The 25,600-nt window shown below is 71.8% G+C and carries 15 protein-coding genes; 7 read left to right on the forward strand and 8 right to left on the reverse strand.

The annotated features are described in order from the left end of the window. The 5 genes from EAO73_RS29740 to EAO73_RS29760 all read left to right on the forward strand — a co-directional run. On the forward strand, positions 1 to 2,399 hold a 2,399-nt coding region (locus EAO73_RS29740), incomplete at its 5' end, for an FtsK/SpoIIIE domain-containing protein (RefSeq protein WP_224756517.1). Positions 2,400 to 2,692: 293 nt separating this feature from the next. Beyond that, on the forward strand, positions 2,693 to 4,063 hold the full coding sequence (locus EAO73_RS29745) for an ABC transporter substrate-binding protein (RefSeq protein WP_191134281.1): 1,371 nt from the start codon (positions 2,693 to 2,695) through the stop codon (positions 4,061 to 4,063). Positions 4,064 to 4,219: 156 nt separating this feature from the next. After that, complete coding sequence (locus tag EAO73_RS29750; protein ID WP_147974631.1) at positions 4,220 to 5,506, forward strand: carbohydrate ABC transporter permease; 1,287 nt, start codon at positions 4,220 to 4,222, stop codon at positions 5,504 to 5,506. Then, on the forward strand, positions 5,503 to 6,405 hold the full coding sequence (locus EAO73_RS29755; protein WP_147974632.1) for a carbohydrate ABC transporter permease: 903 nt from the start codon (positions 5,503 to 5,505) through the stop codon (positions 6,403 to 6,405). The genes EAO73_RS29750 and EAO73_RS29755 overlap by 4 nt, the downstream gene beginning before the upstream one ends. Before the next feature lie 310 nt (positions 6,406 to 6,715). Further along, positions 6,716 to 8,890, forward strand: a complete 2,175-nt coding sequence (locus EAO73_RS29760; RefSeq protein ID WP_147974633.1) for a bifunctional glycosyltransferase family 2 protein/CDP-glycerol:glycerophosphate glycerophosphotransferase — start codon at positions 6,716 to 6,718, stop codon at positions 8,888 to 8,890. Between the two features lie 67 nt (positions 8,891 to 8,957). Here the strand turns inward: EAO73_RS29760 and EAO73_RS29765 are convergent, their stop codons facing one another. The 5 genes from EAO73_RS29765 to EAO73_RS29785 all read right to left on the reverse strand — a co-directional run bounded on the left by EAO73_RS29765 (position 8,958) and on the right by EAO73_RS29785 (position 16,725). After that, positions 8,958 to 9,332: an EamA family transporter gene (locus EAO73_RS29765; RefSeq protein ID WP_224756518.1), complete on the reverse strand. Its 375-nt coding sequence runs from the start codon at positions 9,330 to 9,332 to the stop codon at positions 8,958 to 8,960. Between the two features lie 76 nt (positions 9,333 to 9,408). After that, the gene (locus EAO73_RS29770; RefSeq protein ID WP_147974634.1) at positions 9,409 to 10,923 is read right to left on the reverse strand and encodes a bifunctional glycosyltransferase/class I SAM-dependent methyltransferase; all 1,515 of its coding nucleotides are present in this window, start codon (positions 10,921 to 10,923) and stop codon (positions 9,409 to 9,411) included. A 41-nt stretch (positions 10,924 to 10,964) separates the two neighbouring features. Next, positions 10,965 to 12,194: a glycosyltransferase family 39 protein gene (locus tag EAO73_RS29775; protein WP_147975377.1), complete on the reverse strand. Its 1,230-nt coding sequence runs from the start codon at positions 12,192 to 12,194 to the stop codon at positions 10,965 to 10,967. 157 nt (positions 12,195 to 12,351) lie between these two features. Continuing rightward, a complete protein-coding gene (locus EAO73_RS29780; protein WP_147974635.1) occupies positions 12,352 to 15,885 on the reverse strand; it encodes a bifunctional glycosyltransferase/CDP-glycerol:glycerophosphate glycerophosphotransferase in 3,534 nt (1,177 codons plus the stop codon). A 216-nt stretch (positions 15,886 to 16,101) separates the two neighbouring features. Continuing rightward, positions 16,102 to 16,725 carry a TetR/AcrR family transcriptional regulator gene (locus EAO73_RS29785; protein ID WP_147974636.1) on the reverse strand — a complete coding sequence of 208 codons (624 nt, stop codon included), beginning with the start codon at positions 16,723 to 16,725 and terminating at the stop codon, positions 16,102 to 16,104. A 253-nt stretch (positions 16,726 to 16,978) separates the two neighbouring features. Between EAO73_RS29785 and EAO73_RS29790 the strand changes: the two genes are divergently transcribed. Together EAO73_RS29790 and EAO73_RS29795 are read left to right on the forward strand one after the other, a co-directional pair. Next, a complete protein-coding gene (locus EAO73_RS29790) occupies positions 16,979 to 17,887 on the forward strand; it encodes an ABC transporter permease (protein ID WP_147974637.1) in 909 nt (302 codons plus the stop codon). Further along, entirely contained in the window at positions 17,880 to 18,659 is a 780-nt protein-coding gene (locus EAO73_RS29795) for an ABC transporter ATP-binding protein (protein WP_147974638.1), read from the forward strand. The genes EAO73_RS29790 and EAO73_RS29795 overlap by 8 nt, the downstream gene beginning before the upstream one ends. Before the next feature lie 251 nt (positions 18,660 to 18,910). Here the strand turns inward: EAO73_RS29795 and EAO73_RS29800 are convergent, their stop codons facing one another. From EAO73_RS29800 to EAO73_RS29810, 3 genes are all read right to left on the reverse strand, one after another. Next, a complete protein-coding gene (locus tag EAO73_RS29800; protein WP_147974639.1) occupies positions 18,911 to 23,920 on the reverse strand; it encodes an NAD-glutamate dehydrogenase in 5,010 nt (1,669 codons plus the stop codon). Positions 23,921 to 24,270: 350 nt separating this feature from the next. Next, a complete protein-coding gene (locus EAO73_RS29805) occupies positions 24,271 to 24,945 on the reverse strand; it encodes an HAD family hydrolase (protein ID WP_147974640.1) in 675 nt (224 codons plus the stop codon). Positions 24,946 to 24,984: 39 nt separating this feature from the next. Then, positions 24,985 to 25,491, reverse strand: coding sequence for a DUF6912 family protein (locus tag EAO73_RS29810; protein WP_147974641.1), 507 nt, complete (start codon positions 25,489 to 25,491; stop codon positions 24,985 to 24,987). Positions 25,492 to 25,600 lie beyond the last annotated feature (109 nt).

A 25,600-nucleotide genomic window follows, 5' to 3' on the forward strand; every position in this document is an offset into this window, starting at 1 on the left:
GGCCCGCCGCGCGGCCGCCCGCCGTGCGCAGCAGCCGCAGGGCCGTCGCCACGTCACCGCTGAGCATCCCCACCGCCCCGGAGGGCACCTGGCCCGATCCGGCGGCCGTCCTGCTGACGGCACTGGGACCGGGCCCCCGGCTGTGGGAGCGCGACCCCGCGCATCCGGAGGCGCTGGTGGTCCGGCTGGGCACGACCGAGCGGGCCGACCTGCCGGCCGTGCCGGTGACCGTGAGCCTGCGGGAGGCCGGTTCGCTGGGCCTCGCCGGGCCCCGGGAGCGGCTGTCCGGACTCGCCCGGTCCGCCGTGGCGCAGCTGGCCGCGCTGCACTCCCCCTCCGATCTGGAGATCGTGCTGATCAGCACGGACCGGGCCCGCTCCACCGAGGAGCGGCGGCGGGAGTGGGCCTGGCTGGGCTGGCTGCCCCATCTGCGGCCGATGCACGGCCAGGACTGCCGGCTGCTGGTGGCGTACGACCGGGACCAGGCCCTCGCCAGGACGGCCGAGCTGGTGCGCCGGCTGGACGACGGGCCGCTCGGCCCCGGCTGGGCGAGCCAGGACCCGGCGACGGTCGCCGAGGCCGCCCGGGACCACGAGGGTCCGTTCACCGTGGTGATCGTCGACGGCGACCCGGGCGCGGCGGTGCTCCGGGAGAACACGGCCCGGCTGGCGGCGGCCGGTGCGGCGGCGGGCATCCATCTGATCTGTCTGGCCGAGACCCCGGCCGCGACGCCCACCTCGCCGGTCGCCGCGACGTACGAGGCGGCGTGCCACGCGTCGATCGCGTTCCGCGAGTGCGGGGCGGTGGGGATGCTCAGCGGTGACGTGGCGACGGCCCTGCGGCTGCTGCGCACGGCGGGCGGCCGCGCGGCGGGCCACGGCACGGTGGCCGCGGTGGACGCGGTGTCGGCGCAGTGGGCCCAGCGCTTCGGGCGGGCGCTGGCCCCCCTGCGGGCCGAGGGCTCGGCCGCGCTGCCGGGCCGCCAGGTGCCGGTGGCGCTGCCGCCGTCCACCCGCCTCCTGGACGAGCTGGGGCTGGCCCGCGCCACCCCGGCGTCGCTGATGGCCCGGTGGGCGTCGACGGCGGACGACCAGCCGGGCACGGCGGCGGCGACCCCGCGCGTGGGCGCCCAGCGCACGGCGGCCGACTCCCCGGACTCCGGCCGTACCTCATACCCCGGCGCCACCACGACGGGCTCCGGCCGCACCCCGTACCCCCGCGCCGCCGGTGGCTCGGGGCGCACGGCGTACCCGGGCGCGGGCGACTCCGGGCGGGCCCGGGTCAGCGGCCCCCGGCAGGCCGAGGCGCCGCAGGTCGCCGCGCGGGGGGCCGAGGCGGCCGCGGGCACGCAGACGGCGACGCGCACCGCTCCCCGCCCCGCCGTCCACGCCGGGCGCCCCGTCGTCGTGCTCGGCGCCGGGCCGCGGGGGCCGGTGAGCGTGGATCTCGCCGACGAGGGGCCGCACCTGCTCATCGAGGGGCCCGGCGGCAGCGGCCGCACCGAGCTGCTGCGGGCCGTCGCGGCGTCGCTGGCCGCCGCCGCCCGGCCGGACCGGCTGGGCATCGTGCTGGTCGACGGGGCGGGCGGCGAGCGCGGCGATTCCCTGCGCCCCTGTACGGAGCTGCCGCACGCGTTCACGCACCTGGTGGCCTCGGACCCGGTCCGGATGCGGGAGTTCGCCCAGGCACTGGGCGGCGAGGTGAAGCGGCGGGCCGAGCTGCTCGGCGAGCTGGACTTCGCCGAGTGGCACAGCCGCCACGAGGACGGGCACACCGCCGCCCCGATCCCCGAGCAGCGCGGCGACATCGAGGCGCCGCCCACCAGCACCCTGCGCCTGCGCCCGGGGGCGGGCCGCCCCGTGGACCCGGGCCCCTCCCCGCTGCCCCGGCTGGTCGTGCTCGTGGACGACTTCGACGCGCTGATAGCCCCGGCGCTCGGGAGTCCGGGCCGGCCGGCCGCCGGTTCGGTGGTGCGGGCGCTGGAGGCGGTGGCCAGGGACGGCGGCCGGCTGGGCGTCCACCTGGTCGCGACCTCGGCGCGCCCCGACCGCACGGAGGACACGGAGCTGGCCCGCGGCGCGCGGCTGCGCATCGTGCTCGATCCGCCGGCCGTCCCGCCCTCGCCGGACGAACCGTCGCCGGGCCGGGGAAGGCTGGGGCATCCGGACGGGCGGGTGACGCCGTTCCAGGGGGGCCGGGTGACGGGCCGCATCCCGCGTACGGCGACGCTGCGGCCGACGGTCGTCCCGCTGGAGTGGGAGCGGATGGGCGACCCGCCCACCCGGCGCCCGGTCCGCGAGCTCGGCAACGGCCCGACGGACCTCGCGCTGCTCGCCAGCGCGCTGGAACGGGCGGCGCGTTCGGTGAACGCACAACCCCTCGCGCCCCTGTTCACCTGAGAGACCCCCTAGCCCACCCCGAGTGGCGCCGGAGCCTCCCCTGAGTCGCCCCGGAGCCGCCCCCGGGCGGCGCCGGAGCCGGGCGGCCCGAACGTCCCCCAATGGCCGGATACAGGCACTGACCTGACGTCACGAGCCCATCACGATCAAGGAATTGGGGAGGAGGGCGGTATTGCGGCTCCCGGACGCCGGGCATAGGACTGTGCGCACACAACGACGTGCGGCTCGACCGGAAGCCCTGCCTTCAGGCCCGGCGCCGGTCCGGCGCACGCGCACAGAGAGACGGGGCAGGGATGCGCACAACCCTTCGGATTCGCAGGGCGGCCATGGTGTTCACCGCCATCGGCGCACTGGCCCTCACCGGTTGCGGCGGCGACGGTGACGGCGGAGGCAAGAAGACGGACGACGGCGGCTCCACGCCGGGCAAGGACTCCGCGCCGAGTGTCGCCTTACCGAAACTGGACGGTGAGAAGCTCTCTGTCGCAGCGGTCTGGACGGGTGCCGAACAGGCCAACTTCGTCAAGGTCCTCAAGGAGTTCGAGAAGCGGACCGGCGCGAAGGTGACGTTCGTCCCGGCGCAGGACCCGATCGTGAACTTCCTGGGTACGAAGATCGCGGGCGGCCAGCCGCCGGACGTCGCCGTGATCCCGCAGGTCGGGGCCATCCAGCAGGCCGTGGCGAAGAAGTGGGCCAAGCCGGTCGGCGACGAGGCGAAGGCGCAGCTGAGCAAGAACTACGCGAAGGTCTGGCAGGACCTCGGCGCGGTGGACGGCACCCAGTACGGCGTCTACTACAAGGCCGCCAACAAGTCGCTGATCTGGTACAACACCAAGGCGTTCGAGAACGCGGGCGCGAGCGAGCCGAAGACCTGGAAGGACTTCCTGGCGACCGCCGAGACGGTGTCCGCATCGGGCGTCACCCCGGTCTCGGTCGGCGGCGCGGACGGCTGGACGCTCACCGACTGGTTCGAGAACATCTACCTCTCCCAGGCGGGCCCGGAGAAGTACGACCAGCTCGCCCAGCACAAGATCAAGTGGACGGACCCGTCCGTCAAGGACGCGCTGACCACGCTGGCCCAGCTGTTCGGCAAGCCGTCCCTGATCGCGGGCGGCGCCGACGGCGCGCTCCAGACGGAGTTCCCGGCGTCGGTCACGCAGACCTTCACCGGGGGCGACCAGCCCAAGGCCGCGATGGTCTACGAGGGCGACTTCGTCGGTGTCAACATCGCGCAGACGAAGGCGAAGATCGGCACGGACGCCAAGGTCTTCCCGTTCCCCGCCGTCGGCGCCGAGTCGCCCGTGGTGACCGGGGGCGACGCCGCGGTGGCGCTCAAGGACGGCAAGGGCGCCCAGGCACTGCTGACCTGGCTGGCCTCCACGGACGCCGCGAAGATCGCCGCCGGGCAGGGCGGGTTCATCTCGCCGAACAAGGGCCTGGACCCGTCCGCGTACCCCAACGAGGTGCAGCGGACGATGGCGAAGGCGCTGATCGCGGCCGGTGACGCCGTCCGGTTCGACATGTCCGACCAGGCGCCGCAGTCGTTCGGCGGGACGCCCGGCAAGGGCGAGTGGAAGACCCTCCAGGACTTCCTGAAGAACCCGAAGGACATCGCGGGGACTCAAGCGAAACTGGAGTCCGACGCGGCCAAGGCGTACAAGAGCTGACGGGATGACGACAGCGGCAGCGGGGGGCGCCGACGAGGCGCTCCCCGCCGACAGGCAACAACCCGGCGGGACTTCGGTACCCGCCCCCAGGAAGGGCGGGCCCCCAGGAAGGGCGGGCCCGCCCCCTCCGGCTCCCCCGACGCACGCGGACGGAGCGTGACCGGCACCCGCAGGGTGATCGCGGCGCTCTTCCTGCTGCCCGCGCTGGTGCTGCTCGGGGCCCTGGTGGTGTACCCGATCGTGTACTCCGTCTACCGGTCGTTCTTCGACCAGGCGGGTACGGGCTTCGCCGGCATCGACAACTACCGGACCCTGTTCACGGACGACACGATCCGTACGGCGGTCAAGAACAACGCGATCTGGGTGGTGTTCGCGCCGACGGTCGCCACCGCGCTCGGGCTGATCTTCGCGGTGCTGACCGAGCGCGTCCGCTGGGGCACGGCCTTCAAGCTGATCGTCTTCATGCCGATGGCGATCTCCATGCTGGCGGCGGGCATCATCTTCCGGCTGGTGTACGACCAGGCGCCGGAGCGCGGGGTGGCCAACGCGGTCTGGGTGGGCGTGCACGACACGTTCGCCGAGTCCTCGGGCTTCCCGAAGGCGCATCCGCTGCCCGTGCACCCGCTGAAGGCGGCGCCCGGCGGCGCCTTCGTGACGAAGACCGCGGTGCACGCCGGGCAGCCGGTCCAGCTCCCCCTGGTGGGGGTGCTCCCGGCGAAGATGCCGGGCGACGCGAAGCCCGCGAAGGCCCCGGCGGCGGGCGAGGACGGTGCGATCACGGGCACCGCCTGGCTGGACTTCACCAAGGGCGGCGGCGGCAGACCCAATGTCATCGACTCCAGGGAACTCGGGCTCAAGGGCCTGAAGGTGGAGGCCGTCAAGGACGGCGAGGTGGTCGCGACCGCCAAGGCCGCGGCGGACGGCACGTTCACACTGCCCGCCTCGGCGGACGGCGCCGAACTGCGCCTGCCCGCCTCCAACTTCAAGGAGCCGTACAACGGGGTGGACTGGCTCGGCCCGACGCTCGTGACGCCCGGCATCATCGGGAGCTACGTGTGGATGTGGGCGGGCTTCGCCATGGTGCTGATCGCCGCGGGCCTGGCCGGTCTGCCGCGTGAACTCCTGGAGGCGGCCCGGGTGGACGGGGCCAACGAGTGGCAGGTGTTCCGCCGGATCACCGTGCCGATGCTCGCGCCGGTCCTCGCGGTGGTGCTCGTCACGCTGATGATCAACGTACTGAAGGTCTTCGACCTGGTGTTCATCATCGCGCCGGGCTCCTCCCAGGACGACGCGAACGTGCTGGCGCTCCAGCTGTACCGGTCCTCGTTCGGCACGGACGCGGACCTCGGGGTCGGCAGCGCCATCGCCGTACTCCTGCTGCTGCTGGTGATCCCGGTGATGCTCTTCAACATCAGGCGGATACGGAAGGAGGGGCGCCGATGACGACGCCCTCGGCCACCACCGCCCCGGACACCGGCGCGGTGAAGACCCGGCGGTCGCTGGGCGCACGGATCGCGACGCGGGCCGGCGGCGGCGTGATGCGGGTCGTCCTGGTCCTGGTGGGCCTGTTCTGGCTGATGCCGACCATCGGGCTGCTGCTGTCCTCGCTGCGCAGTCCGGAGCGGATCGCGTCGACCGGCTGGTGGAAGGTCTTCACCGTCCCTTCCGAGCTGACCTTCGACAACTACTCGCGGCTGCTGGACAATTCGACGATCACGGACTCGCTGTTCAGCACGGTGATGATCACCGTGCCCTCGACGGTCCTGGTCGTGGTGATCGGCTCGCTCGCGGGATACGCGTTCGCCTGGATGGACTTCCCCGGCCGCGACTGGTGGTTCCTGCTGGTCGTGGGGCTGCTGGTGGTCCCGGTGCAGGTGGCACTGATCCCGGTGTCGAAACTGTTCGGCGAGATCGGGATCTTCGAGACGACGCTCGGCGTGATCCTCTTCCACACGGCGTTCGGGCTGCCCTTCGCGATCTTCCTGCTGCGCAACTTCTTCGCGGAGATCCCCCGGGAACTCCTGGAGGCGGCGCGGCTGGACGGGGCGGGTGAGATCCGTCTCTTCACCCGGGTGGTGATGCCGCTGGGCGGTCCCGCCATCGCCTCGCTCGGCATCTTCCAGTTCCTCTGGGTCTGGAACGACATGCTGGTCGCGCTGATCTTCGCGGACTCCGGTTCACCGCCGATCACGGTGGCGCTCCAGCAGCAGGTGCGCCAGTTCGGCAACAACATCGACGTGCTGGCGCCCGGCGCCTTCGTCTCGATGGTGATTCCGCTCGCGGTGTTCTTCGCCTTCCAGCGCCAGTTCGTCTCCGGCGTGATGGCGGGGGCCGTCAAGTAGCAGCTGCGTAACAGTGCGGGGCGCTCCGGCCGGCCGGCGGGGGCGCCCCGCACCCGTGCGAGGCCCCGGATTCCCGGGCCCCGGGGCGCCCGTCATGGCCCCGCGCGCCCCGAATTGCCCAAGGTTCACTTACTGTCCCAGGTAGTATGATAAGTGGGGCCTTCATCAGCCGCGTGGTCGATCACTCGCGGGCCCGACGCGCCCGTCTCTTCGACCCTCGTACGCCTGCCCGCCCCCTGACCCGTCCTGCGGAGCCCGTCCCAGTACGCTGGGTGCCCTCCCAGTACGCACAGTCCGAGAAAGAGTCCGTATGCCCCGGCTGAGTGTCATCATCCCCGTCCGTCGCGCCCGAGGCAGTCTGCGCGAGTGCCTGGAGTCGGTGCTCTCCCAGTCGTTCACGGACATCGAGGTCATCGGGGTCGACGACGGCGCGCCGGACGGCTCGGGCCTGGTACTGGACGAGTTCGCCGCGCGCGACAGCCGCGTCCGGGCCGTGCACCTGGAGCCGGGCGCCGGAGCGCACGGCCGCCGCAACGCCGGGATCGAGGAGGCCGCCGGGGACTACATCCTGTTCCTGGAGGGCCACTACATCCACCTGCCCGGCGCGCTCCAGGACGTCGTGGACCGGCTGGAGTCCACCGGCGACCCGGACGTGCTGCTGTTCGGCCACCGCAAGCGCCCCTTCCGCGGCAAGACCCGCTCGACGCGCTCGCTGGAGAAGCTGAGCGGCATGCCCGCGGGCCCGCTGACCCTCGCGAAGCGCCCCGACCTCCTGGACATCGCCCCGGTCTCCTGGAACCGCGCGGTCCGCCGGGCGGTCCTGGAGCGCGAGACCCTGACCTTCGGCCCCGGCCCGCACGGCGAGCGGATGTACGCGCTGGCGACCGTCGCCGTCGCCGCCTCGGTGGCCACACTGGACACCGCCTGTGTCGAGCACCGCCAGCAGCGCTACCTGCCCGGCCTCGTCGACGACGCCGAGCCCTCGGGGGGCTCGACGCCGCTGGAGCTGGTCGAGGCGTACGACGCCCTGATGACCTTCGTCGAGGCGCGCCCGGCCCTGAACGGCGTGCGCGGCCTCCTCTTCGACCGGGCCGTCCAGGAGCTGCTGTCCGCGTACCCGACGGTGACCAAGCGTCGCCGGCAGTACGTCGGCGCGGTCGCCGCCTTCCACCGCGCGCACCGCCCGGAGGGCTTCAAGTTCCCCGGCGGGGCCAAGGGCCTGCGCCCGCAGCTGATGGGCGGCGGCAAGTTCACCGCGCTCGGCGCCCTGGACACCGCGCTCGCCACCCGCCGCAGCCTGCGCTCCGCGCCCACCACGGCCCGCGCGAAGGCGAAGAAGCAGTTCACCAAGCGCTACTACAAGGCGCAGCGCAAGCTCCCGCTCGACCCCAAGCTGGCCGTGTACGCCGCCTACTGGAACCGCGGCGTGAGCTGCAACCCCGAGGCGATCTACCGCAAGGCCCAGGAGCTGGCACCGGACATCCACGGTGTCTGGGTGGTGTCGAAGAACAACGTGGACTCGGTGCCCAAGGGCATCGACTACGTGGTGCCCGGGACCCGCCGCTACTGGTCGGTGCTGGCCCGTGCCACGTACTTCTTCAACAACGTCAACTTCCCCGACCACCTGGTCAAGCGCCCCGGCCAGATCCATGTCATGACCCACCACGGCACCCCGCTGAAGATCATGGGCATGGACCAGCAGAACTACCCGGCCGCCGCCCAGGGGCTCAACTTCGACCGGCTGCTCAAGCGCGTGGACCGCTGGGACTGGAGCGTCTCCGCCAACCCGCACTCCACCGAGGTGTGGTCCCGCGCCTACCCGAGCGCGGCACGCCCGCTGGAGACGGGTTACCCGCGCAACGACGTCTTCGCGACGGCGACCGAGGAGCAGATCGCCAAGATCCGCGAGGACCTGGGCATCCGCCCCGGTCAGCGCGCCGTGCTCTACGCGCCGACGCACCGCGACTACGAGTCGGGCTTCACCAACCGCCTGGACCTGGACCGGTTCTGCGCGGCCGTCGGCCCGGACACCGTGGTCCTCATGCGCGCCCACTACTTCTACGGCGGCTCGGGCCTGGCGGAGAACGCGTCGGTCATCGACGTCTCCACGTACCCGCGCGTCGAGGACCTGTGCCTGGCGGCGGACGCGCTGATCACCGACTACTCCTCGGTGATGTTCGACTACGCCCACCTGAACCGCCCGATCGTGATCCTCGCCCCGGACTGGGAGACGTACCGCACGGTCCGCGGTGTCGTCTTCGACCTGCTGTCCGGACAGCCCGGCGAGACGCCGGGTGCCGTGGCCACGGACACGGACGAGCTGGCGGCGATCTTCACCGACGGCAGCTGGAACAGCCCGGAGAACGAGGCGCTGCTCAAGGCGTTCAAGGAGCGGTTCTGCCCGTACGACGACGGCCGCGCCGCCGAGCGCGTGGTGCGCCGCGTCCTGCTGGGCGAGGAGCCCCCGGCCGCCGGGACCGTCTGACCCGCGGGAACAGCCGAAGGGCCCGTCACCGGAACGTTCCGGCGGCGGGCCCTTCGGCGTACCCGGGCTAGCCCTGCTGCCCGGCCATCACCGTGATCAGGCCGACCACCACGAGCAGCGAGCCGCCCCAGGTCCACAGCGAGGTCCGCTCGTGCAGCACGGTCGCCCCGGCCAGCACGATCAGCAGGTAGCCGAGCGCGTTGAAGGGGTACGCGACGGAGAGCGGCACCTTGGCCAGCGTCGTCATCCAGGCGAGCGCGGACACCGCGAAGACCACCAGCCCGAGCACCACCCACGGGCTCCCGGCGGCGCGCAGCGCGACGGAGCCGCCGTCCCGGCCGGCGGCGGCCGCGGCCCCCTTCATCCCGTGCTTGAGCATGATCTGGCCGCCCGCCGACGAGAACACGGCGAACAGGAGCAGCAGCACACTGGGGAGGGTCAAGGCCTTGCTCCTGACTGCGGGGGCGGGGGCGGGTGGCTCGGGCGCCGGGGCGGGCGCGGCTCCGGGGCGGGGCGCCTCAGACACCGACCCGGTCGGCGGGGACGTACTGTCGGTTGAGGATGTCCTGTACATCGACGTGCTCTCCAGCGATGATCGTCTCGGCCGCGTGCGGGGTGAGCAGCGCGACGTGCTGATAGCCGAACAGCGTCGGCCGGACGCGGGTCAGCAGCCTCGACGCCCCGCCGAGCACCGCGGAGAGCGGTCCCCGGCCGAGCAGCGACCAGAACGGCGCCCCGGTGGAGGAGAGTTCCAGGACGTCGTAACCGGCGGCGCGTACGGTGCGGCGGAGGCTGGCCCGGGTGAAGAAGCGCAGATGCGTCTCGTCGAGGATGCCCCGGCGGTCGTAGCCGAAGGCGCCGACGGCGACCCGCAGCCGGGAGTACCAGTGGCTGAAGTTGGGGACGGACAGCAGCAGCCGGCCGCCCGGCCGCAGCGCGCCGGCCGCCTCGGCGAGGATGCGTTCGGGGCGGGAGAGGTGCTCGATGACGTCACCGGCGACCACGTAGTCGAAGCCGGTGCCGGCCTCGGCGGGCAGCCCCTCCTCCAGGTTGGCGAGGTGGAAGTGGCTGCACTTCTCGCGGACGCCCGGCACCTCCACGTAGTCCACCCCGGTCACCTCGTGGCCCAGGGACTCCAGCCGTTCGGCGAACAGCCCGCCGGAGCAGCCGAGGTCCAGGACCCGGCCGGGCGGCAGCGCGCGCATCCTCTCCAGGATGACCGCGTGCGAGGAGCCGTCGCCCTCCTTGAAGGCGTACTCGACGGGCTTGGGGATCCAGGGGCAGGTCCCGAACCCCTTGACGGCCAGCCGGTATTCGAGGACGTCCTTGACCACGTCCTTGGCGTACTTCATGCCGTTGACGTAGCAGATCTCGTCGCCGTAGTACGTCGGGACGGGGATCTCCTTGATCCGCATGCCCGCGTTCAGCAGCTGCACGATGATCTGGGTGTCGAAGTCGAAGGCGTCGGTGTTCCGGTCGATCGGCAGCTGCTTGAGGGCCGCGACGCTGTACGCGCGGTAGCCGGAGTGGAATTCGGTGAGGTCCGAGCCGAGCAGCCCGTTCTCCAGCCGGGTCAGGATGCGGTTGCCGAGCCACTTGTACATCGGCATGCCGCCCTTGAGCGCGCTGCCGGACGTCATCATCCGTGACCCGAACACCGCTTCGCACTCGCCGCGTTCGATCGGCGCGACCATCTCGGGGAGCAGCTCGGGGGCGTACTGCCCGTCGCCGTGCAGCAGCACGATGATGTCGAGCCCGTGCTCGGCGGCCAGCGCGTAACCGGCCTTCTGGTTGCCGCCGTAGCCGAGGTTCTTGGTGTGCCGCATCACCACGGTGCGCGGCATGCCCTCCGCCTGCGACCAGCGACAGCCGGCGGTGAAGGTGGCGTCGTGGCTCGCGTCGTCGAGGATGAGGATCTCATCGATCCGCGACCGGAAGTCCTCCGGGATCCGGTCGAGGGTCTTCTCCAGGGTTGTCTCCGCGTTGTACGCGACCACCAGGATGCCGATCCTGGGGCTCGGGCTTTCCTTCACGGGGCGTTCTCCAGTTGCGGTCGGGGACGGGGGGTGCGGGATCAGTCGACGGACGAGCAGGAGCGGTATTCCGTACGGGGTGCGGAGAGCGGCGCCCGCTCGGCGGGGACGGCGCGCGGGGGCGCGTCCGGGGGCGTGGCGAGGATGCGGCGTACGCCGGTGAACAGGCCGGCCGCCAGGACGAACCAGCCGGCGGCGCCCAGGTACAGCACGGGCTCGCTCCAGCGCACGGCGGAGCGCCCGCTGTAACCGAGGACGGCGACGAGGCCGACGACCGCGCTGTACGCGATCCCCTCGGCCGGGCCGAGGACGAACATGCCGGCGGCGGCCCAGGTCAGGTACTGCAGGCCGGACGCGGTGGACAGGAGCAGCAGCAGTCCCAGGGTGACGGCGACGACCCCGGGGGCCTGGGCGGGCCGCAGCCAGGCGAGCCGGGCACCGGCGGCCACACAGACCAGGACGAAGAGGAAGTGGCCGCCGCCCTGCATGAAGGCGATGGCCGGCTCGGGCAGGCCGAGGACGTCCGCGAACCGGACGAGCCCCCACAGCCGGTAGCTGCCGCCCGCGTACTCCAGGACGTTGTGCGTCAGGTCCAGGGGCACGGTCAGCAGGGCCGGCCCCCAGACGAGCGCGGTGAGGCCCGCGAAACCGGCGGCGAAGCGGACGAGGACCGGCCGCCCGCCGCGCAGCGCGGCGACGAACAGGGCCGGGATCACCACGACCGGGATGAACTTGACGCTGATGGACAGCGCCGCGGCCACGCCCGCCGCGAGCGGCGCCTTGCGGTCGGCCAGGAGATGGGCGGCGGCCAGGGCGAACGCGACGGCGACGGCGTCGGTGTTGCCGTGATAGCCGGAGGTGGCGATGAGCACCGGGCTGACGGCGACGCCGATGCCGCAGAGCATCGCGGTGCGCGGGGTGGCGCGGCGGCGGACGATCTCGAACACGAGGAGCGCGCAGGCGAAGTCGGCGGCCGACGCGGGGACGCGGATCAGCGTGGCGAAGGAGAAGCCGACTTCGGTGAGGCGGTCGAGGCCCAGCAGCATCCACCCGGCCAGCGGCGGGTGGTTGTAGACGGGCAGCCCGGTAAGCGGGTGCGCGTAGATGCGGACGGGGCCGTACCCGGTGATGGCTCTGGCGAACCCCTCGAAGATCCGCACATCGGCCGGGCCCGGGGAGTTGGCCGCGATGATCATGCGGGTGAGGAGGCCCGCGGTCGCCGCGACGAGTACGGCGGCCCTGGCCCGCCGCACGTCCGTTTCGCCCCACATTCGGATACCCATGAAAGCAGAACGTAGCAAGGCGGCGACGCTATGCGACGCAGCGAATCGTCACCGTGGCGTAAACCCTGGGCCGTGCCCCGCCCGGAAAACGCCGGTGCCCGGCCGGTGTCGGTACCGGCCGGGCACGGGTGCGGGGGTGCGGCGACTACAGCATGCGGTCAACCACGCGGGCGGTGGCCCGGCCGTCGTCGAGGTCGCAGAAGTCGTGGCGGAACTGCTCGTACGCCTTGGCGTGTCCGGCGATCGCCCGCTCCGGGTCCTTCAGCGCCGCGATCAGATCGTCGGAGCCCGGGATCAGGGGTCCGGGCGCCCGCTTCTCGAAGTCGAAGCTGAACCCGCGCAGCGTGTCGCGGTAGTGCTCCAGGTCGTACGTGTGGAACAGCATCGGCCGCCCGGTCTGGGCGAAGTCGAACATCAGCGAGGAGTAGTCGGTGACCAGGGCGTCGCTGATGAGCATGAGTTCGCCGACGTCCGGGTAGCGCGAGACGTCGCGGACGAAGCCGGTGCCGCTGTCCGGCAGCCGGTCGGTGACCATGTAGTGACGGCGCACCAGGAGCACGGTGTCGTCGCCGAGTTCGCGTTCGGCGGCGGCCAGGTCGAGCTGGAGGCCGAGCGAGTAGCGCCCGCCGCCCAGGCGCTGGTCCTCGCGCCACGTGGGCGCGTACAGGACGACGCGCTTGCCGGCCGGGATGCCGAGCTTCTCGCGTACCGCCGCGGCGACCTTGGCACGGTCCGGGGCGTGGAAGAGGTCGTTGCGCGGGTAGCCGCACTCCAGCACCTCGCCCTCGAAGCCGAACGAGCGGCGCAGGACGGGCGTGGAGTACGTGTTCGGCGAGACCAGGAAGTCCCACTGCCTGGACCGCTCGGCGAGGGTCGCGATGTACGCGGCGTTCGCCTGGGCCGTGCCCGCGAGTTCGAGGCCGATGCGCTTGAGCGGGGTGCCGTGCCAGGTCTGGACGACCGTCTGGTCCTCGCGGCGCACGAACCACTCGGGCAGCTGGGTGTTGGTGACGATGTAGCGGCTGCGGGCCAGCGCCTCGTGCCAGGCGGCCGAGCCGTGCTCGACGGCGGTGGCGCCCTCGGGGATGATCGCCTGCTGGTCGCGGACGACCCACAGGTGCTCGACCTCGGTGCCCCGGCGCACCAGCTCCTCGTAGACGGCGCGCGGCGAGTCGGAGTACTGGCGGCCGTCGAAGGTGCTGTACAGCGCCGCGGCGCGCACCGGTGCGGTGCGCTGCTCGGCGTACGCCTCGCTCAGCAGGCGCTTGGCGCGCGGGCCGCGCTCGGCGGCGGTGAGCACGGAGCCGGAGACGACGAGGAGCTGGTCGCCGAAGCGGCGCTCCAGGGTGTAGTCGCGGCCGGCCAGGTTGCGGGTGGCGGGCAGCGTGTGGAAGGCCGAGGCGGGGATGCGCAGCGCGCGGTCGCCGCTCTCGTCGGCGGCACCCTTGTCCCGGAAGAAGAAGTACCAGTTGCCCTCGCCGAGCGGCACCGCACCGCCCGGTCCCTCGACGGCGTCGGGCCGCAGCTCGGCGCGGAAGCGGCGGGCGTCCTCGGGGCCGGTGAACTCGACCGGGAAGGTCTGCTCCTCGCGGTGGCCGCTGTTCTGCGCGACCAGCTCGACCGGGTGCTCCGGGTCCTCGGGGAAGGTGCCCTCCAGGAACAGCCGGCCGTCCTCGGTCCAGCTCGCCAGTTCGACGGCGGGCTGCACGGGTCGGTCGCTGATCAGCAGGTTGCCGCGCGAGCTGGCGACGAGGGCCAGTTCGCGGCGGCCGCCGTCCGCGCCGTCGGCGAGCGGGTAGCGGCCGGGGTGCACGGAGCCGGGCACGTCGAGCGAGGCCTTCAGGCCCTTGCCGACGAGGTGGACGCTGTAGGCCACGCTCTTCGGGGCGTCCTCGCCGCCGGGGCGCGTCTCCTCGATCGCAGCGAGCGGCAGCTCGGCGGTGAAGCGGCTCCAGCCGGCTCCGGCGCCGCTGCCCACGGTGGCGGGGACCTCGTACGTGGTCTTGGTGGCGCCGTGCGTCAGACGCAGCGTCAGCTCGCCCTTGACGAGGCGGGCGCGGACCACGCCGGAGACCTTGACGGTGCCTGGCCGCTCGCCCGCGCCGTGGGTCTCGAACCGGGCGTCGACGCGCTCGGCGTGCAGCACCAGCTTGTCGCCGTCGAAGGCGGGGACGATGCGGTGGTCGCCGTCGGGGCGGTGGACGGGCGGCGCGACGGTCGCCTCGCGGACCGAGGGGAAGGCGCGCCGCAGCAGGCCGTTACGGGCGATGCCGACCTCGAACTGCCAGGTCAGCTGCTTGGGTCCGCTGTCGGCCTGGATGCGGAGCTTGGAGGCGTCGACGGAGGTCTCGAAGCCGGAGCGGTGGTAGTCGTGCAGGCTCTGGCGGGAGCGCGCGGTGGCCTCGGGCTCGTCCACGCGGCGCAGCCGGAGCGGCACGACGTTGCGGCGGCCGGCCCTCAGCCAGCCGATGCGGAACTCGCTGGGCCCGGAGGTGACCGGCAGGTTGCGCACGTACGCGTAGCCCTTGAGGAAGAGCTTGCCGTCGCGCCACTCGGCGTCGCGCAGCCGGGCGGCGAGCGGCAGGTCGCGGTCGGCGACGCGCAGCACCGGGGCGGGCACGGGCCGGGTGAGGACCGGGTAGTGGGCCTGGCGGCGGCGCATGCCGCTGACCTCGAAGGCGCCGGGCTCGCGCTTGTCCTGGAGGAGCAGCGCCAGCAGCTCGTCCATGCGGTGCTCGCGCACCAGGTACCACATCACGCGCAGGCGCAGCGGCAGCCCGTCGAGCACCGAGGGGTCGACCTGGTCGATGAACGTGTTGGTGTACGTGAGGAAGGCGTCCCGGTACTCCTGGTCGCCGTCCGGCAGGACCTCCATGAAGTACCAGAGGTCGTTGGCCAGCGCGTGGGCCTCGTAGTGGTTCTTGTCGGCGGCGGTGCGGTTCTCCGCCAGGAACTCGGAGACGCCCTGGACGTGCGCGACGCGGTCGCGGATGCCGCGGACCACGGCGCGGCTGGTGGTGATGGAGCCGGGGCGGTCGCGCCAGTAGTAGACGGGGTCCTTGACGATGTCGACCGAGCCGGCCAGGAAGTGGGCGGGCAGCACGACGGGGATGTCCTCGTACAGCGCGCCGACCGGGAAGGCGAACTCGTGCTTGTCCCAGAAGGAGCGGCGGAAGACCTTGTTGCAGGCGATGCGGTCGCCGAGGAGGTCGAGGTCGCGCGAGACATGGGTGCGCTTGCGCGTGGTGGCCATGGGCTTGCGGAACATCGGCGACTGGACGAGCTTGCCGCCGGCGCGCAGCCGCAGCACGTTGCCGGACGCCAGGTCCGAGCCGGTCTCCTCCAGCGACTCGACGAGCAGCTCGTAGGCGTTCGGCGGAATGATGTCGTCGCTGTCGCAGAAGGCGAGGTAGCGGCTCTCCGGGTGCGCGTTGCGGAAGCCGGTGTTACGGGCGTGCCCCAGCCCGCCGTTCTTCTGCCTGACCAGCTTGAAGCGGTCGTCGCTCGCGGCGAACTCGGCGGCCAGAGCGGCACTGCCGTCGGTGGACCCGTCGTCGACCATCACCACCTCGAGGTCGGTCATGGTCTGCTCCGCGAGGGACTTCAGGCAGTCCGTCAGGAAGAGTTCCACGTTGTAGACGGGGACAACGACAGTGAGCCGTGGCGGCATGTTGAGCACGTCCGTTCATCAAGGGCCTGGCTATCCGTAGGGCTCAACCGCAGGGGCGGTCGCGGGTCACCGGTTACGGTCCCGAACGAGTGACTGCGCCTGCACCGTGCTCGCCCCGCGCGCACGCTCCGGAAGGCTCGGTGGGCGGCCCGCCCACCAGATTAACCGATCGAAGGGTGACCCCTACAAGCACGCTTGCCGAGCTGCGCGGGAGGGCTCCGGGGGTCATCCGGCGGCGCCCGCGTCGTGTGTGAGCGCCGCCACGGCCGAGGCCGCGAGGTCGTCGAGATACCCGGGGGGCAGCTCGCCCCGGACCACCGCGAGCCGCCAGTAGAGGGGGCCGACGATCAGGTCGAGGGCGCGGTCGGGGTCGCTGCCGGGGGGCAGCTCGCCGCGTGCGACGGCCTCCCGGACGAGCACGGCGGCGACACCCTGCTGCGGGTCGAGCAGCGCGGCCTTGATGGCGTCGGAGATCTCCGGGTTGCGGGCCGCCTCGACCAGCAGGTCCGGGATGACCTGGGAGGCGAGCGGGTGGCGCAGGGCGTACGCGGCCAGTTCGAGCACGGCGCGCACGTCCCCGGCCAGCGAGCCGGTGGCGGGGGCGGGCATGCCCTGCGCGGCGACGGCCGAGACCAGGTCCAGGACCAGGTGCAGCTTGGACTTCCAGCGCCGGTAGACGGCGGTCTTGCCGACACCGGCCCGGCGGGCGATGCCCTCGATGGACATCCGGGCGAAGCCGACCGCGGCCAGCTCCGCGAACACCGCGCTGCGGATGGCGTCGGTCACGTCCTCGCGCAGAACGGCGGCTCCCGCCGGGGCTCGGCGGCGGCTTCCGGGGTCGGTGGTCATGGCCGAATCATAGTCCGCGACGACGAAACGGTTGCGTTCCGGCGTACGGACGTCCTACCCTCGGCGTTGCGACGATACGGTCCCGTCCCGTCGCCGGGTGTGTCCTGTTCGTCGCCGGATGTGTCCTGTTCCGTCGCCGACTGGGTCCTGATCCGCCCGTACGCCGTGCCCCCGCCTGCCCGCCTCCCGTCGAAAGCGATCGTGGTGAGCCAGACAACAGCCCCGGCCCCGGTGGACAGCCCGCCGGGCCCCGGTGGACAGCCCGCCGGCCCCCGCCCCGCCCGTGTACGGCTCCGGTGAGCTCGCCGCGCTCGCCGCGCGGCACGGCCTGACCGTGAGCGGGGCGCGCCCCTCCCTGCCGGCGTACGTACGGCAGCTGTGGGGGCGGCGGCACTTCATCACCGCCTTCGCCACCGCCAAGCTCACCGCCCAGTACAGCCAGGCGAAGCTGGGCCAGATCTGGCAGATCATGACCCCGCTGCTCAACGCGACGGTCTACTACTTCATCTTCGGCATCCTGATGAAGACGAAGCACGGGGTGCCGGACTTCGTGCCGTTCCTGGTCACCGGCGTCTTCATCTGGACCTTCACCAGTTCCTCGATCACCGCCGGCACCCGTGCCATCAGCGGCAACATCGGCCTCGTACGGGCGCTGCACTTCCCGCGCGCCTCGCTGCCGATCGCGCTCGCCCTGCAACAGCTGCAGCAGCTGCTCTTCTCGCTGGGCGCGCTGGTCCTGATCCTGCTGGCCTTCGGCCAGTACCCGCAGCCGTCCTGGCTGCTCGCCGTGCCGGCCCTGGCCCTCCAGGCGGTCTTCAACACCGGCATCTCGATGGTCATGGCCCGCCTCGCCGCACGCACCCCGGACATCGCCCAGCTCACCCCATTCGTGCTGCGCACCTGGATGTACGCGTCGGGCGTGATGTGGAGCATGGACACGATGCTGCGCGGCGACCGGGTCCCGCACTGGGTGAAGCTCGCGCTGGAGGTCAACCCGGCGGCCGTCTTCATCGACCTGGTGCGGTTCGCGCTGATCGACAGCTTCGGCGGCGGCCAGCTGCCCCCGCACGTCTGGGCCGTGGCCGCGGGCTGGGCGCTCGTGTGCGGCGTGGGCGGCTTCGTCTACTTCTGGAAGGCCGAGGAGAGTTACGGACGTGGCTGAGCACACCGGTTCCCGTATCCCGACCGTCGTCGTCGACGACGTCCACATCACGTACAAGGTCAACGGCGCCCGCACCGGGCGCGGCAGCGCCACCTCGGCGCTGAGCCGGATCGCCTCGCGCCGGCAGGTCCCGGGCGTGCGCGAGGTGCACGCCGTCAAGGGCGTCAGCTTCGCCGCGTACAAGGGGGAGGCGATCGGGTTGATCGGCTCCAACGGCTCGGGCAAGTCGACCCTGCTGAAGGCCATCGCCGGACTGCTCCCGGCGTCGAAGGGGCGCGTCCACACCCACGGCCAGCCCTCGCTCCTCGGCGTCAACGCCGCGCTGATGAGCGACCTGACCGGCGAGCGCAACGTCGTCCTCGGCGGCCTCGCGATGGGCATGACCCGCGCCGAGATCCGCGAACGCTACGACGAGATCGTCGACTTCTCCGGCATCAACGAGAAGGGCGACTTCATCACCCTGCCCATGCGCACGTACTCCTCCGGCATGGGCGCCCGCCTCCGCTTCTCGATCGCCGCCGCGAAGAACCACGACGTCCTGCTGATCGACGAGGCCCTCTCCACGGGCGACGCCCGCTTCCAGCAGCGCAGCAAGGCCCGCATCCTGGAACTGCGCCAACAGGCCGGCACGGTCTTCCTGGTCAGCCACCACAACAAGTCGATCACCGAAACCTGCGACCGGGCGATCTGGCTGGAAGCGGGAACGCTCCGCATGGACGGCCCGGCAAAGGAAGTCATGGCGGAGTACGAACGCTTCACGAAGAAGCGGTAACCAAAGGGTGCCCTCAATCGCCGGGCAGGCTCCACGGAGCCTGCCCGGCGCCATGAGACCTGCCCGCCGCTCGACCGCACCTGTTGGCAGCCCGCCCGGCCACCCCCAGCCCGCCCGGCGATTGAGGGCATCTTTCAGCCCGTCCGGCGTTTGAGGACGCCCGAACGGCACGTTCAAGCCCGTCCGGCGATTGAGGACAAAGGGGCGGGCGGCCACGAAAACGCAGCCACCCACCCCACCCGCGGCGCAGCCTAGACGTGCGTACGAAGCAACGTCCGCATCGTCCGCATGGCCACAGACAGATTCGCCAGATCAAACGCGTCCGACCCCTGGATCTCCTCCAGCGTCGACCGCGACCGAGCCAGAATCGCCGCGTTCTTCTCCTCCCACGCCTCGAACCGCTCCTGAGGCGAGGACGACCCGTTGCCCACGCTCAGCACATCGGCCGTCAGCGCCGCATGCGCCGCGTACAGGTCCTCGCGGATCGACGCACGGGCCATCGACTGCCAGCGGTCGGCCCGCGGCAGCTCGATGATCCGGTCCATCAGCTGCGTGATCCCCAGCCGGTCCGCGAGGTCGTAGTACACCTCGGCGACGGCCAGCGGCTCCTTGCCCGTACGGTCCGCGATTGCCACGATGTCGAGCGCGGGGAAGGCGGAGGAGAAACCGGCGACACGCTGCGCCAGCGCGTCCGGCACGCCCGCCTCGGTCAGCTCGTCCAGGATGCCCTGGTACCACTCCTGGTCGGCACCCTTCAGCATCTTGGGCAGCGCGTCCCAGACCTGCTCGACGCCGGCCCGGAAGAAGTCGACCGTCTCGGAGATCTCCAGCGGCTGCGGCCGGTTGCCCAGCAGCCAGCGCGAGCCCCGCTCCACGAGCCGGCGCGAGTGCAGCCGGATACGGGTCTGCACATCGGCGGCGACCTCGTTGTCGAGGGCCTCCACCGCGTCCCACACCTCGCCGAGCCCGAAGATCTCGCGGGCCGCGAACTGCGCCCGCACGATCTCCTCGATCGAGGCGCCGGTCTCCTCCCGCAGCCGGTGCAGGAACGTCGAACCACCGCTGTTGACCGTGTCGTTGACCAGCACCGTGGTGATGATCTCGCGCCGCAGCGCGTGCCCGTCGACCGCCTCGGGGAAGCGCGTGCGCAACTGCTCGGGGAAGTAGGCGTGCAGCAGCTTCTGCAGGTGCGGGTCGTCCGGCAGGCTGGTCCCGATCAGCTCCTGCGCCGCCGTGATCTTCGTGTAGGCGAGCAGGACGGCCAGCTCGGGCTGGGTGAGCCCCTTGCCGGCGCTCAGCAGTTCGCGGATCTGCCGGTCGGTGGGCAGGAACTCCAGCGCCCGGTCGAGGTACCCGTCGCGCCCGAGCCGCCGCATGAAGCGCTGCTGGGCGTGGAGCAGGGAGGGCGCCTGCGCGACCGAGTTGGCCAGCGCCGTGTTCTGCGCGTAGTTGTTGCGCAGCACCAGGCGGCCGATCTCGTCGGTCATCTCGGCGAGCAGCTTGTTGCGCTGCTTGACGGTCATGTCGCCGTCCCGCACCAGGCCGTTGAGCAGGATCTTGATGTTCACCTCGTGGTCGGAGGTGTCCACACCGGCGCTGTTGTCGATCGCGTCGGTGTTGATCCGGCCGCCGTCCCGGGCGAACTCGATCCGGCCGAGCTGGGTGGCGCCCAGGTTGCCGCCCTCGCCGACGACCTTGGCGCGCAGGTCCGCGCCGTTGACGCGGATCGCGTCGTTGGCCTTGTCGCCGACGTCCGCGTTCGACTCGGTGGTGGACTTGATGTACGTGCCGATGCCGCCGTTCCACGCGAGGTCGACGGGGGCCTTGAGGATGGCCTGCATCAGCTCGGCGGGCGTCATCTTGCTCACCCCGGCCTCGATGCCGAGCGCATCACGCATGTGGGCGTTGACCGGGATGGACTTGGCGCTGCGCGGGTGGATGCCGCCGCCCGCGGAGATCAGCTCCTTGTCGTAGTCGGCCCAGGAGCTGCGCGGCAGGTCGAAGAGGCGGCGCCGCTCGGCGTACGAGGTGGCCGCGTCCGGGTTCGGGTCGATGAAGATGTGCCGGTGGTCGAAGGCGGCGACGAGCCTGATGTGCTCGGAGAGCAGCATGCCGTTGCCGAAGACGTCACCGGACATGTCACCGACGCCGACGACGGTGAAGTCCTCGGTCTGGGTGTCGTGGCCCAGCTCGCGGAAGTGCCGCTTGACGGACTCCCAGGCGCCGCGGGCGGTGATGCCCATGCCCTTGTGGTCGTAACCCGCCGAACCTCCGGATGCGAACGCGTCCCCGAGCCAGAACCCGTACGCGACGGCGACCTCGTTGGCGATGTCGGAGAACTTCGCGGTGCCCTTGTCGGCGGCGACGACGAGGTAGGTGTCGTCCTCGTCGTGGCGGACGACGTCCTTGGGCGGCACGACCTCGCCGGCCACCATGTTGTCGGTGATGTCCAGCAGCGCCGAGATGAAGGTGCGGTAGGCGGCGATGCCCTCGGCCATCCACGCGTCCCGGTCCACGGAGGGGTCGGGCAGCTGCTTGGCGACGAACCCGCCCTTGGCGCCGACCGGCACGATGACGGTGTTCTTCACCATCTGCGCCTTGACCAGGCCGAGGATCTCGGTACGGAAGTCCTCGCGCCGGTCCGACCAGCGCAGACCACCGCGGGCGACCTTGCCGAAGCGCAGGTGGACGCCCTCCACACGCGGCGAGTAGACCCAGATCTCGAACGCCGGACGGGGCGCGGGCAGGTCCGGGATGGACTGCGGGTCGAACTTCATCGACACGTACGCGTGCGGCTTGCCGTCGTCCGCGTGCTGGAAGAAGTTGGTGCGCAGGGTGGCCTTGATGACGGTGAGGAAGGAACGCAGGATGCGGTCCTCGTCGAGCGAGGCGACCTGGTCGAGGGCCCCGTCGAGCTCTTCGAGGAGCCCGTCGGTCAGCTCCGTGCCCGCGCTCTGGCGCCCCGGCGACATCCGCGCTTCGAAGAGCGAGACGAGCAGCCGGGTGGTGTGGACGTTGTTCTGGAGGGTGGACTCCATGTAGTCCTGGCTGAACGTCGAACCGGCCTGGCGCAGGTACTTCGCGTAGGCGCGCAGCACCATGGCCTGCCGCCAGTCGAGACCGGCGCTCAGGACCAGCGCGTTGAAGCCGTCGTTCTCCGCCTCGCCGGTCCACACCGCGGCGAAGGCCTCCTGGAACCGCTCGCGCGCGCCGTCGGCCAGGTAGCCGCCGTTGGCGGTGGCCTGCGGCATCCGCAGCCCGAAGTCGTAGATCCAGGCGTGCGTACGGTCGGCGCAGCGCAGCTCGTACGGGCGCTCGTCGACGACCTCGACGCCGAGCCGCTGGAGGGCGGGCAGGACGGCGGACAGCGAGACCTGCTCACCGGTGCGGTAGATCTTGAAGCGGCGCTCGCCGGGGGCGGCGCCGACCGGCTCGTAGAGGCTGAGCGAGAAGTCCCGCTCGTTCTCCTTGAGTGCTTCGAGGTGGACCAGGTCGGCCACAGCCGCGCGCGCGGAGTGGTCGGCCTTGTAGCCCTCGGGGAAGGAGTGCCCGTACTTGCGGAGCAGTTCGGCGGCGCGTTCCTCGCCGAGCTCGGCGTTCAGCGCTTCCTGGAAGCCGTCGGCCCAGGAGCGGGCGGCCTCGACGAGACGCGCCTCGATGCGGTCGGTCTCGGCGTCGGTGAGGCTGGGCAGCTCGCTGCCGGGCGCGACACGGACGACGAAGTGCAGCCGGGAGAGGATCGACTCGGTGTTCCAGGCGGTGAAGTCGACGCTGGTGCCGTTCAGTTCCTCCTTGAGGATGTCGATCAGCCGCAGCCGCACCCCGGTGGTGTAGCGGTCGCGCGGCAGGTAGACGATCGCGGAGTAGTAGCGGCCGTACTCGTCCTGGCGCAGGTAGAGGCGCAGCCGGCGCCGCTCCTGGAGGTAGAGCACCGAGGTGACGACCGAGCGCAGCTGGTCGACGGGCGTCTGGAACAGCTCGTCGCGCGGGTAGGTCTCCAGGATCTGCAGCAGGTCGCGGCCGTCGTGGCTGTTGGGCGTGAACCCGGCGCCCTCCAGCACCTCGGCGACCTTGCGGCGGATGACGGGCACCCGGCGCACGGACTCGGTGTAGGCGGCGGACGAGAACAGACCGAGGAAGCGGCGCTCACCGATGACGTTGCCCTCGGCGTCGAACTTCTTCACGCCGACGTAGTCGAGGTAACTGGGGCGGTGCACGGTCGCCCGGCTGTTCGCCTTGGTCAGGACGAGGAGCTTGTGCTCACGGGCCTTGGCGCGGGCGTCGGCGGGCAGCCGGTCGAAGGAGGGGCTGACGGGGTGCGCCTCGTCCTCGGTGTGGTGCGGGTCGGACCGCAGGATGCCCAGGCCGGTACCGGGGACGGCGGCCAGCGAGTCGGTGTCCCTCAGCTCGTACTCGCGGTAGCCGAGGAAGGTGAAGTGGTCGGCGGCGAGCCAGCGCAGCAGCTCCCTGGCCTCGTTGACCTCGTCGTCGGCGAGGTCGTCGAGGGGTTCGCCGGGCAGGTCGTCGGCGATGCGCAGCGCCGCGTCCCGCATCTTCTCCCAGTCCTCGACGGTCTCCCGTACGTCGGACAGGACGCGCAGCAGGTCGGTCTGGATCTGCTTGAGGTCGGCGCGGTCGGTCTCGCGGTCGATCTCGACGTGGATCCAGGACTCGACGAGGGCGTCGTGCGGCAGGTCCGCCTGGGTGTTCCTGCCCCCCTTGCCGCTGTCGCGGCCGGTGCCGTCGGTGAGGACCTCGACCAGCTTGCCGGTCACGTCACGGCGGACGATGACCTGCGGGTGGATCACGACGTGGATGCCGCGCCCCTGGCGGGAGAGCTCGTTGGTGACGGAGTCCACCAGGAACGGCATGTCGTCGGTGACGACCTCGACGACGGAGTGGCTGCAGGTCCAGCCGTTCTCCTCGACGGTCGGGGTGTGCACCCGGACGTTGGCCTTGCCCTGGGGGCGGTCCTCGGCCAGCCGGTAGTGGGAGGAGGCGGCGCCGAAGACGTCGATCGGGTCGCGGCCCACGATGTCCTCGGGAGCGGTGTGCAGGTAGTAGCGCTGGAGATAGGGAAGCAGGACGTCCTGGCGGGAGCTCTCCTGCCCGGCCTCGGCGGAGCCGTCGGCCCCGGCGGCCGCGACGCGCACCCGGGGGGCCCCGCCCGGCCCGCCGACACCACCGCCCTGGCTGTTGTCAGCTACCTTGGAGGCCCGTGCGAGCAGCTCGGCCTTGGCTTCGTCCAGCTTGGTCTGCATGTCCTCTGGCTCCTGTCGCGCGCCGTTGCGTGACGTAGGTGAAAAGGTCGGCGTAACGCCACGACGCGGGGTTTCCGGTCTGGGTCGACGCTATGCCGCGATGAGAGACTCCCGGGACCTTATTGGCCATTTTCAGCGGCTGGTCCGGGCGAGAGGGATCAGTCGAGGCAACCCGGGCGCCGTGGCGCGCCGGGCGCGGGCCGGGGGCTTCGCTGCCCCCGAGGCGTATCGCGCTGATCACGGGGTCCAGGCTATCTCGCCCGCACCGGTGACCGTCACGGTCCGGATGTGTACAAAAGAAGGCCGCGAATTTTGACACTCCGGACAACGCGGACCGGGCACTCCGGGGTCTAGGCGGTCAGCTGCTCGGCGAGGGTGATGGCGTCGGCCAGGGTGTCCACGACGGGCACGCCGGCCTTCTCCAGACTGGCGCGGCTGTGCGAACCGCCCGTGTAGAGGACGGCCTGGGCACCGGCGTGGGCGGCGGCCACGGCGTCGTCCACCGCGTCACCTATGACGACCGTGCGCTGTGGGGATATCCCCTCCAGCGCCGCCAGATGCCGCTCCATGTACTGCGCCTTGCTGCCGCCGGAGGGTCCGGTGCGCCCGTCCACGCGGAGGAAGTGCCCCTCGATGCCGAATCCGCGCACGACGGGGACCAGCTCCTCGTGCCGGTACATGCTCATGATCGACTGGCTGCCCCCGGTCAGCTGCCACCGGGCGAGCAGCTCGGCGGCGCCCACGGTCAGCCCGCAGGCGTCGCGCTGCTCCGTGTAGTGGCGGTGGAAGACCCCGTCCATCCGCTCCCACTCGGCGTCGGTGGGGAGCCGGCCCATCAGACGCTCGTAGAAGCGGGGTATCGGGATGCAGTACATCTCCCGGTACTGCTCCACGGTGATCGGCGCCAGGCCGACCTCGCCGAACGCGGCATTGGTCGCGCCGACGACCGCGGTGTTGTCGTCGAGCAGCGTGCCGTTCCAGTCCCAGACCAGATGCGTGCGGTGGTGTCCCCGTGCGTTCCCCATGCCCAGCAACGTACTCGCCCCCACTGACAACCGACCTCCCTACCCGATCAGACCCGGGATCTCCTGCACCCCGAACCACAGCAGCTCGTGGTCCTCGGCGCCGTCGACCGTGAACTGCGCGTCGTCGTCACCGAGGTCCGCGGCCCCGAGAGCGGCGGCCGCCGCCGTGACGTCCTTGTCGGCGTCGTCCGCGTCGACGTGCACCGCCGCGGCCTTGGCCAGCGGCACGGCGGAGGCGATCGTGACCTCGCCGAGCGAGGACGCGTCCAGGATGTGGTCCGGGTCGGCGACCGCGTCGCCGTCGGGCACGTCGACGGCGACGACGACCCGCCGCCGGGCCGCCTGCGGGTCCCCGGCGATCAGCCGCAGCGAGGCGGACGCGGCCCGGTTGAGCGCCGCGTACTCCAGCTCCTCGATGTCGTCGGAGACGTACCACTCGCGCAGCGCCGGGGTGACGGCGTAGGCGGTGAGCGGACCGGGACCCAGTTCACCGGCCCGGTGCGCGGCTGCGAGCCCGGCGAGGGTCAGGGGTACGTACACGCGCATGGGCTCGGCCGCTTTCGTAGTCGGAGACGTCCTCAGGATACGTGCGGCGTCCCCCTTTGGGGTTACGCCCGGGGCCCCGCCCCCGTCCACCCGACGCCACCCGCTCACC

Origin of the sequence: Streptomyces sp. col6, assembly GCF_008042035.1 — a bacterium.
GTDB lineage: Bacteria > Actinomycetota > Actinomycetes > Streptomycetales > Streptomycetaceae > Streptomyces.

What these genes read in the sequence shown, in the direction of transcription:
- EAO73_RS29745 (WP_191134281.1), top strand. Translation starts at nt 2,693, where the DNA reads ATGCGCACAACCCTTCGGATTCGCAGGGCGGCCATGGTGTTCACCGCC.
- EAO73_RS29755 (WP_147974632.1), top strand. Translation starts at nt 5,503, where the DNA reads ATGACGACGCCCTCGGCCACCACCGCCCCGGACACCGGCGCGGTGAAG.
- EAO73_RS29760 (WP_147974633.1), top strand. Translation starts at nt 6,716, where the DNA reads ATGCCCCGGCTGAGTGTCATCATCCCCGTCCGTCGCGCCCGAGGCAGT.
- EAO73_RS29775 (WP_147975377.1), bottom strand. Translation starts at nt 12,194, where the DNA reads ATGTGGGGCGAAACGGACGTGCGGCGGGCCAGGGCCGCCGTACTCGTC.
- EAO73_RS29785 (WP_147974636.1), bottom strand. Translation starts at nt 16,725, where the DNA reads ATGACCACCGACCCCGGAAGCCGCCGCCGAGCCCCGGCGGGAGCCGCC.
- EAO73_RS29800 (WP_147974639.1), bottom strand. Translation starts at nt 23,920, where the DNA reads ATGCAGACCAAGCTGGACGAAGCCAAGGCCGAGCTGCTCGCACGGGCC.
- EAO73_RS29805 (WP_147974640.1), bottom strand. Translation starts at nt 24,945, where the DNA reads ATGGGGAACGCACGGGGACACCACCGCACGCATCTGGTCTGGGACTGG.
- EAO73_RS29810 (WP_147974641.1), bottom strand. Translation starts at nt 25,491, where the DNA reads ATGCGCGTGTACGTACCCCTGACCCTCGCCGGGCTCGCAGCCGCGCAC.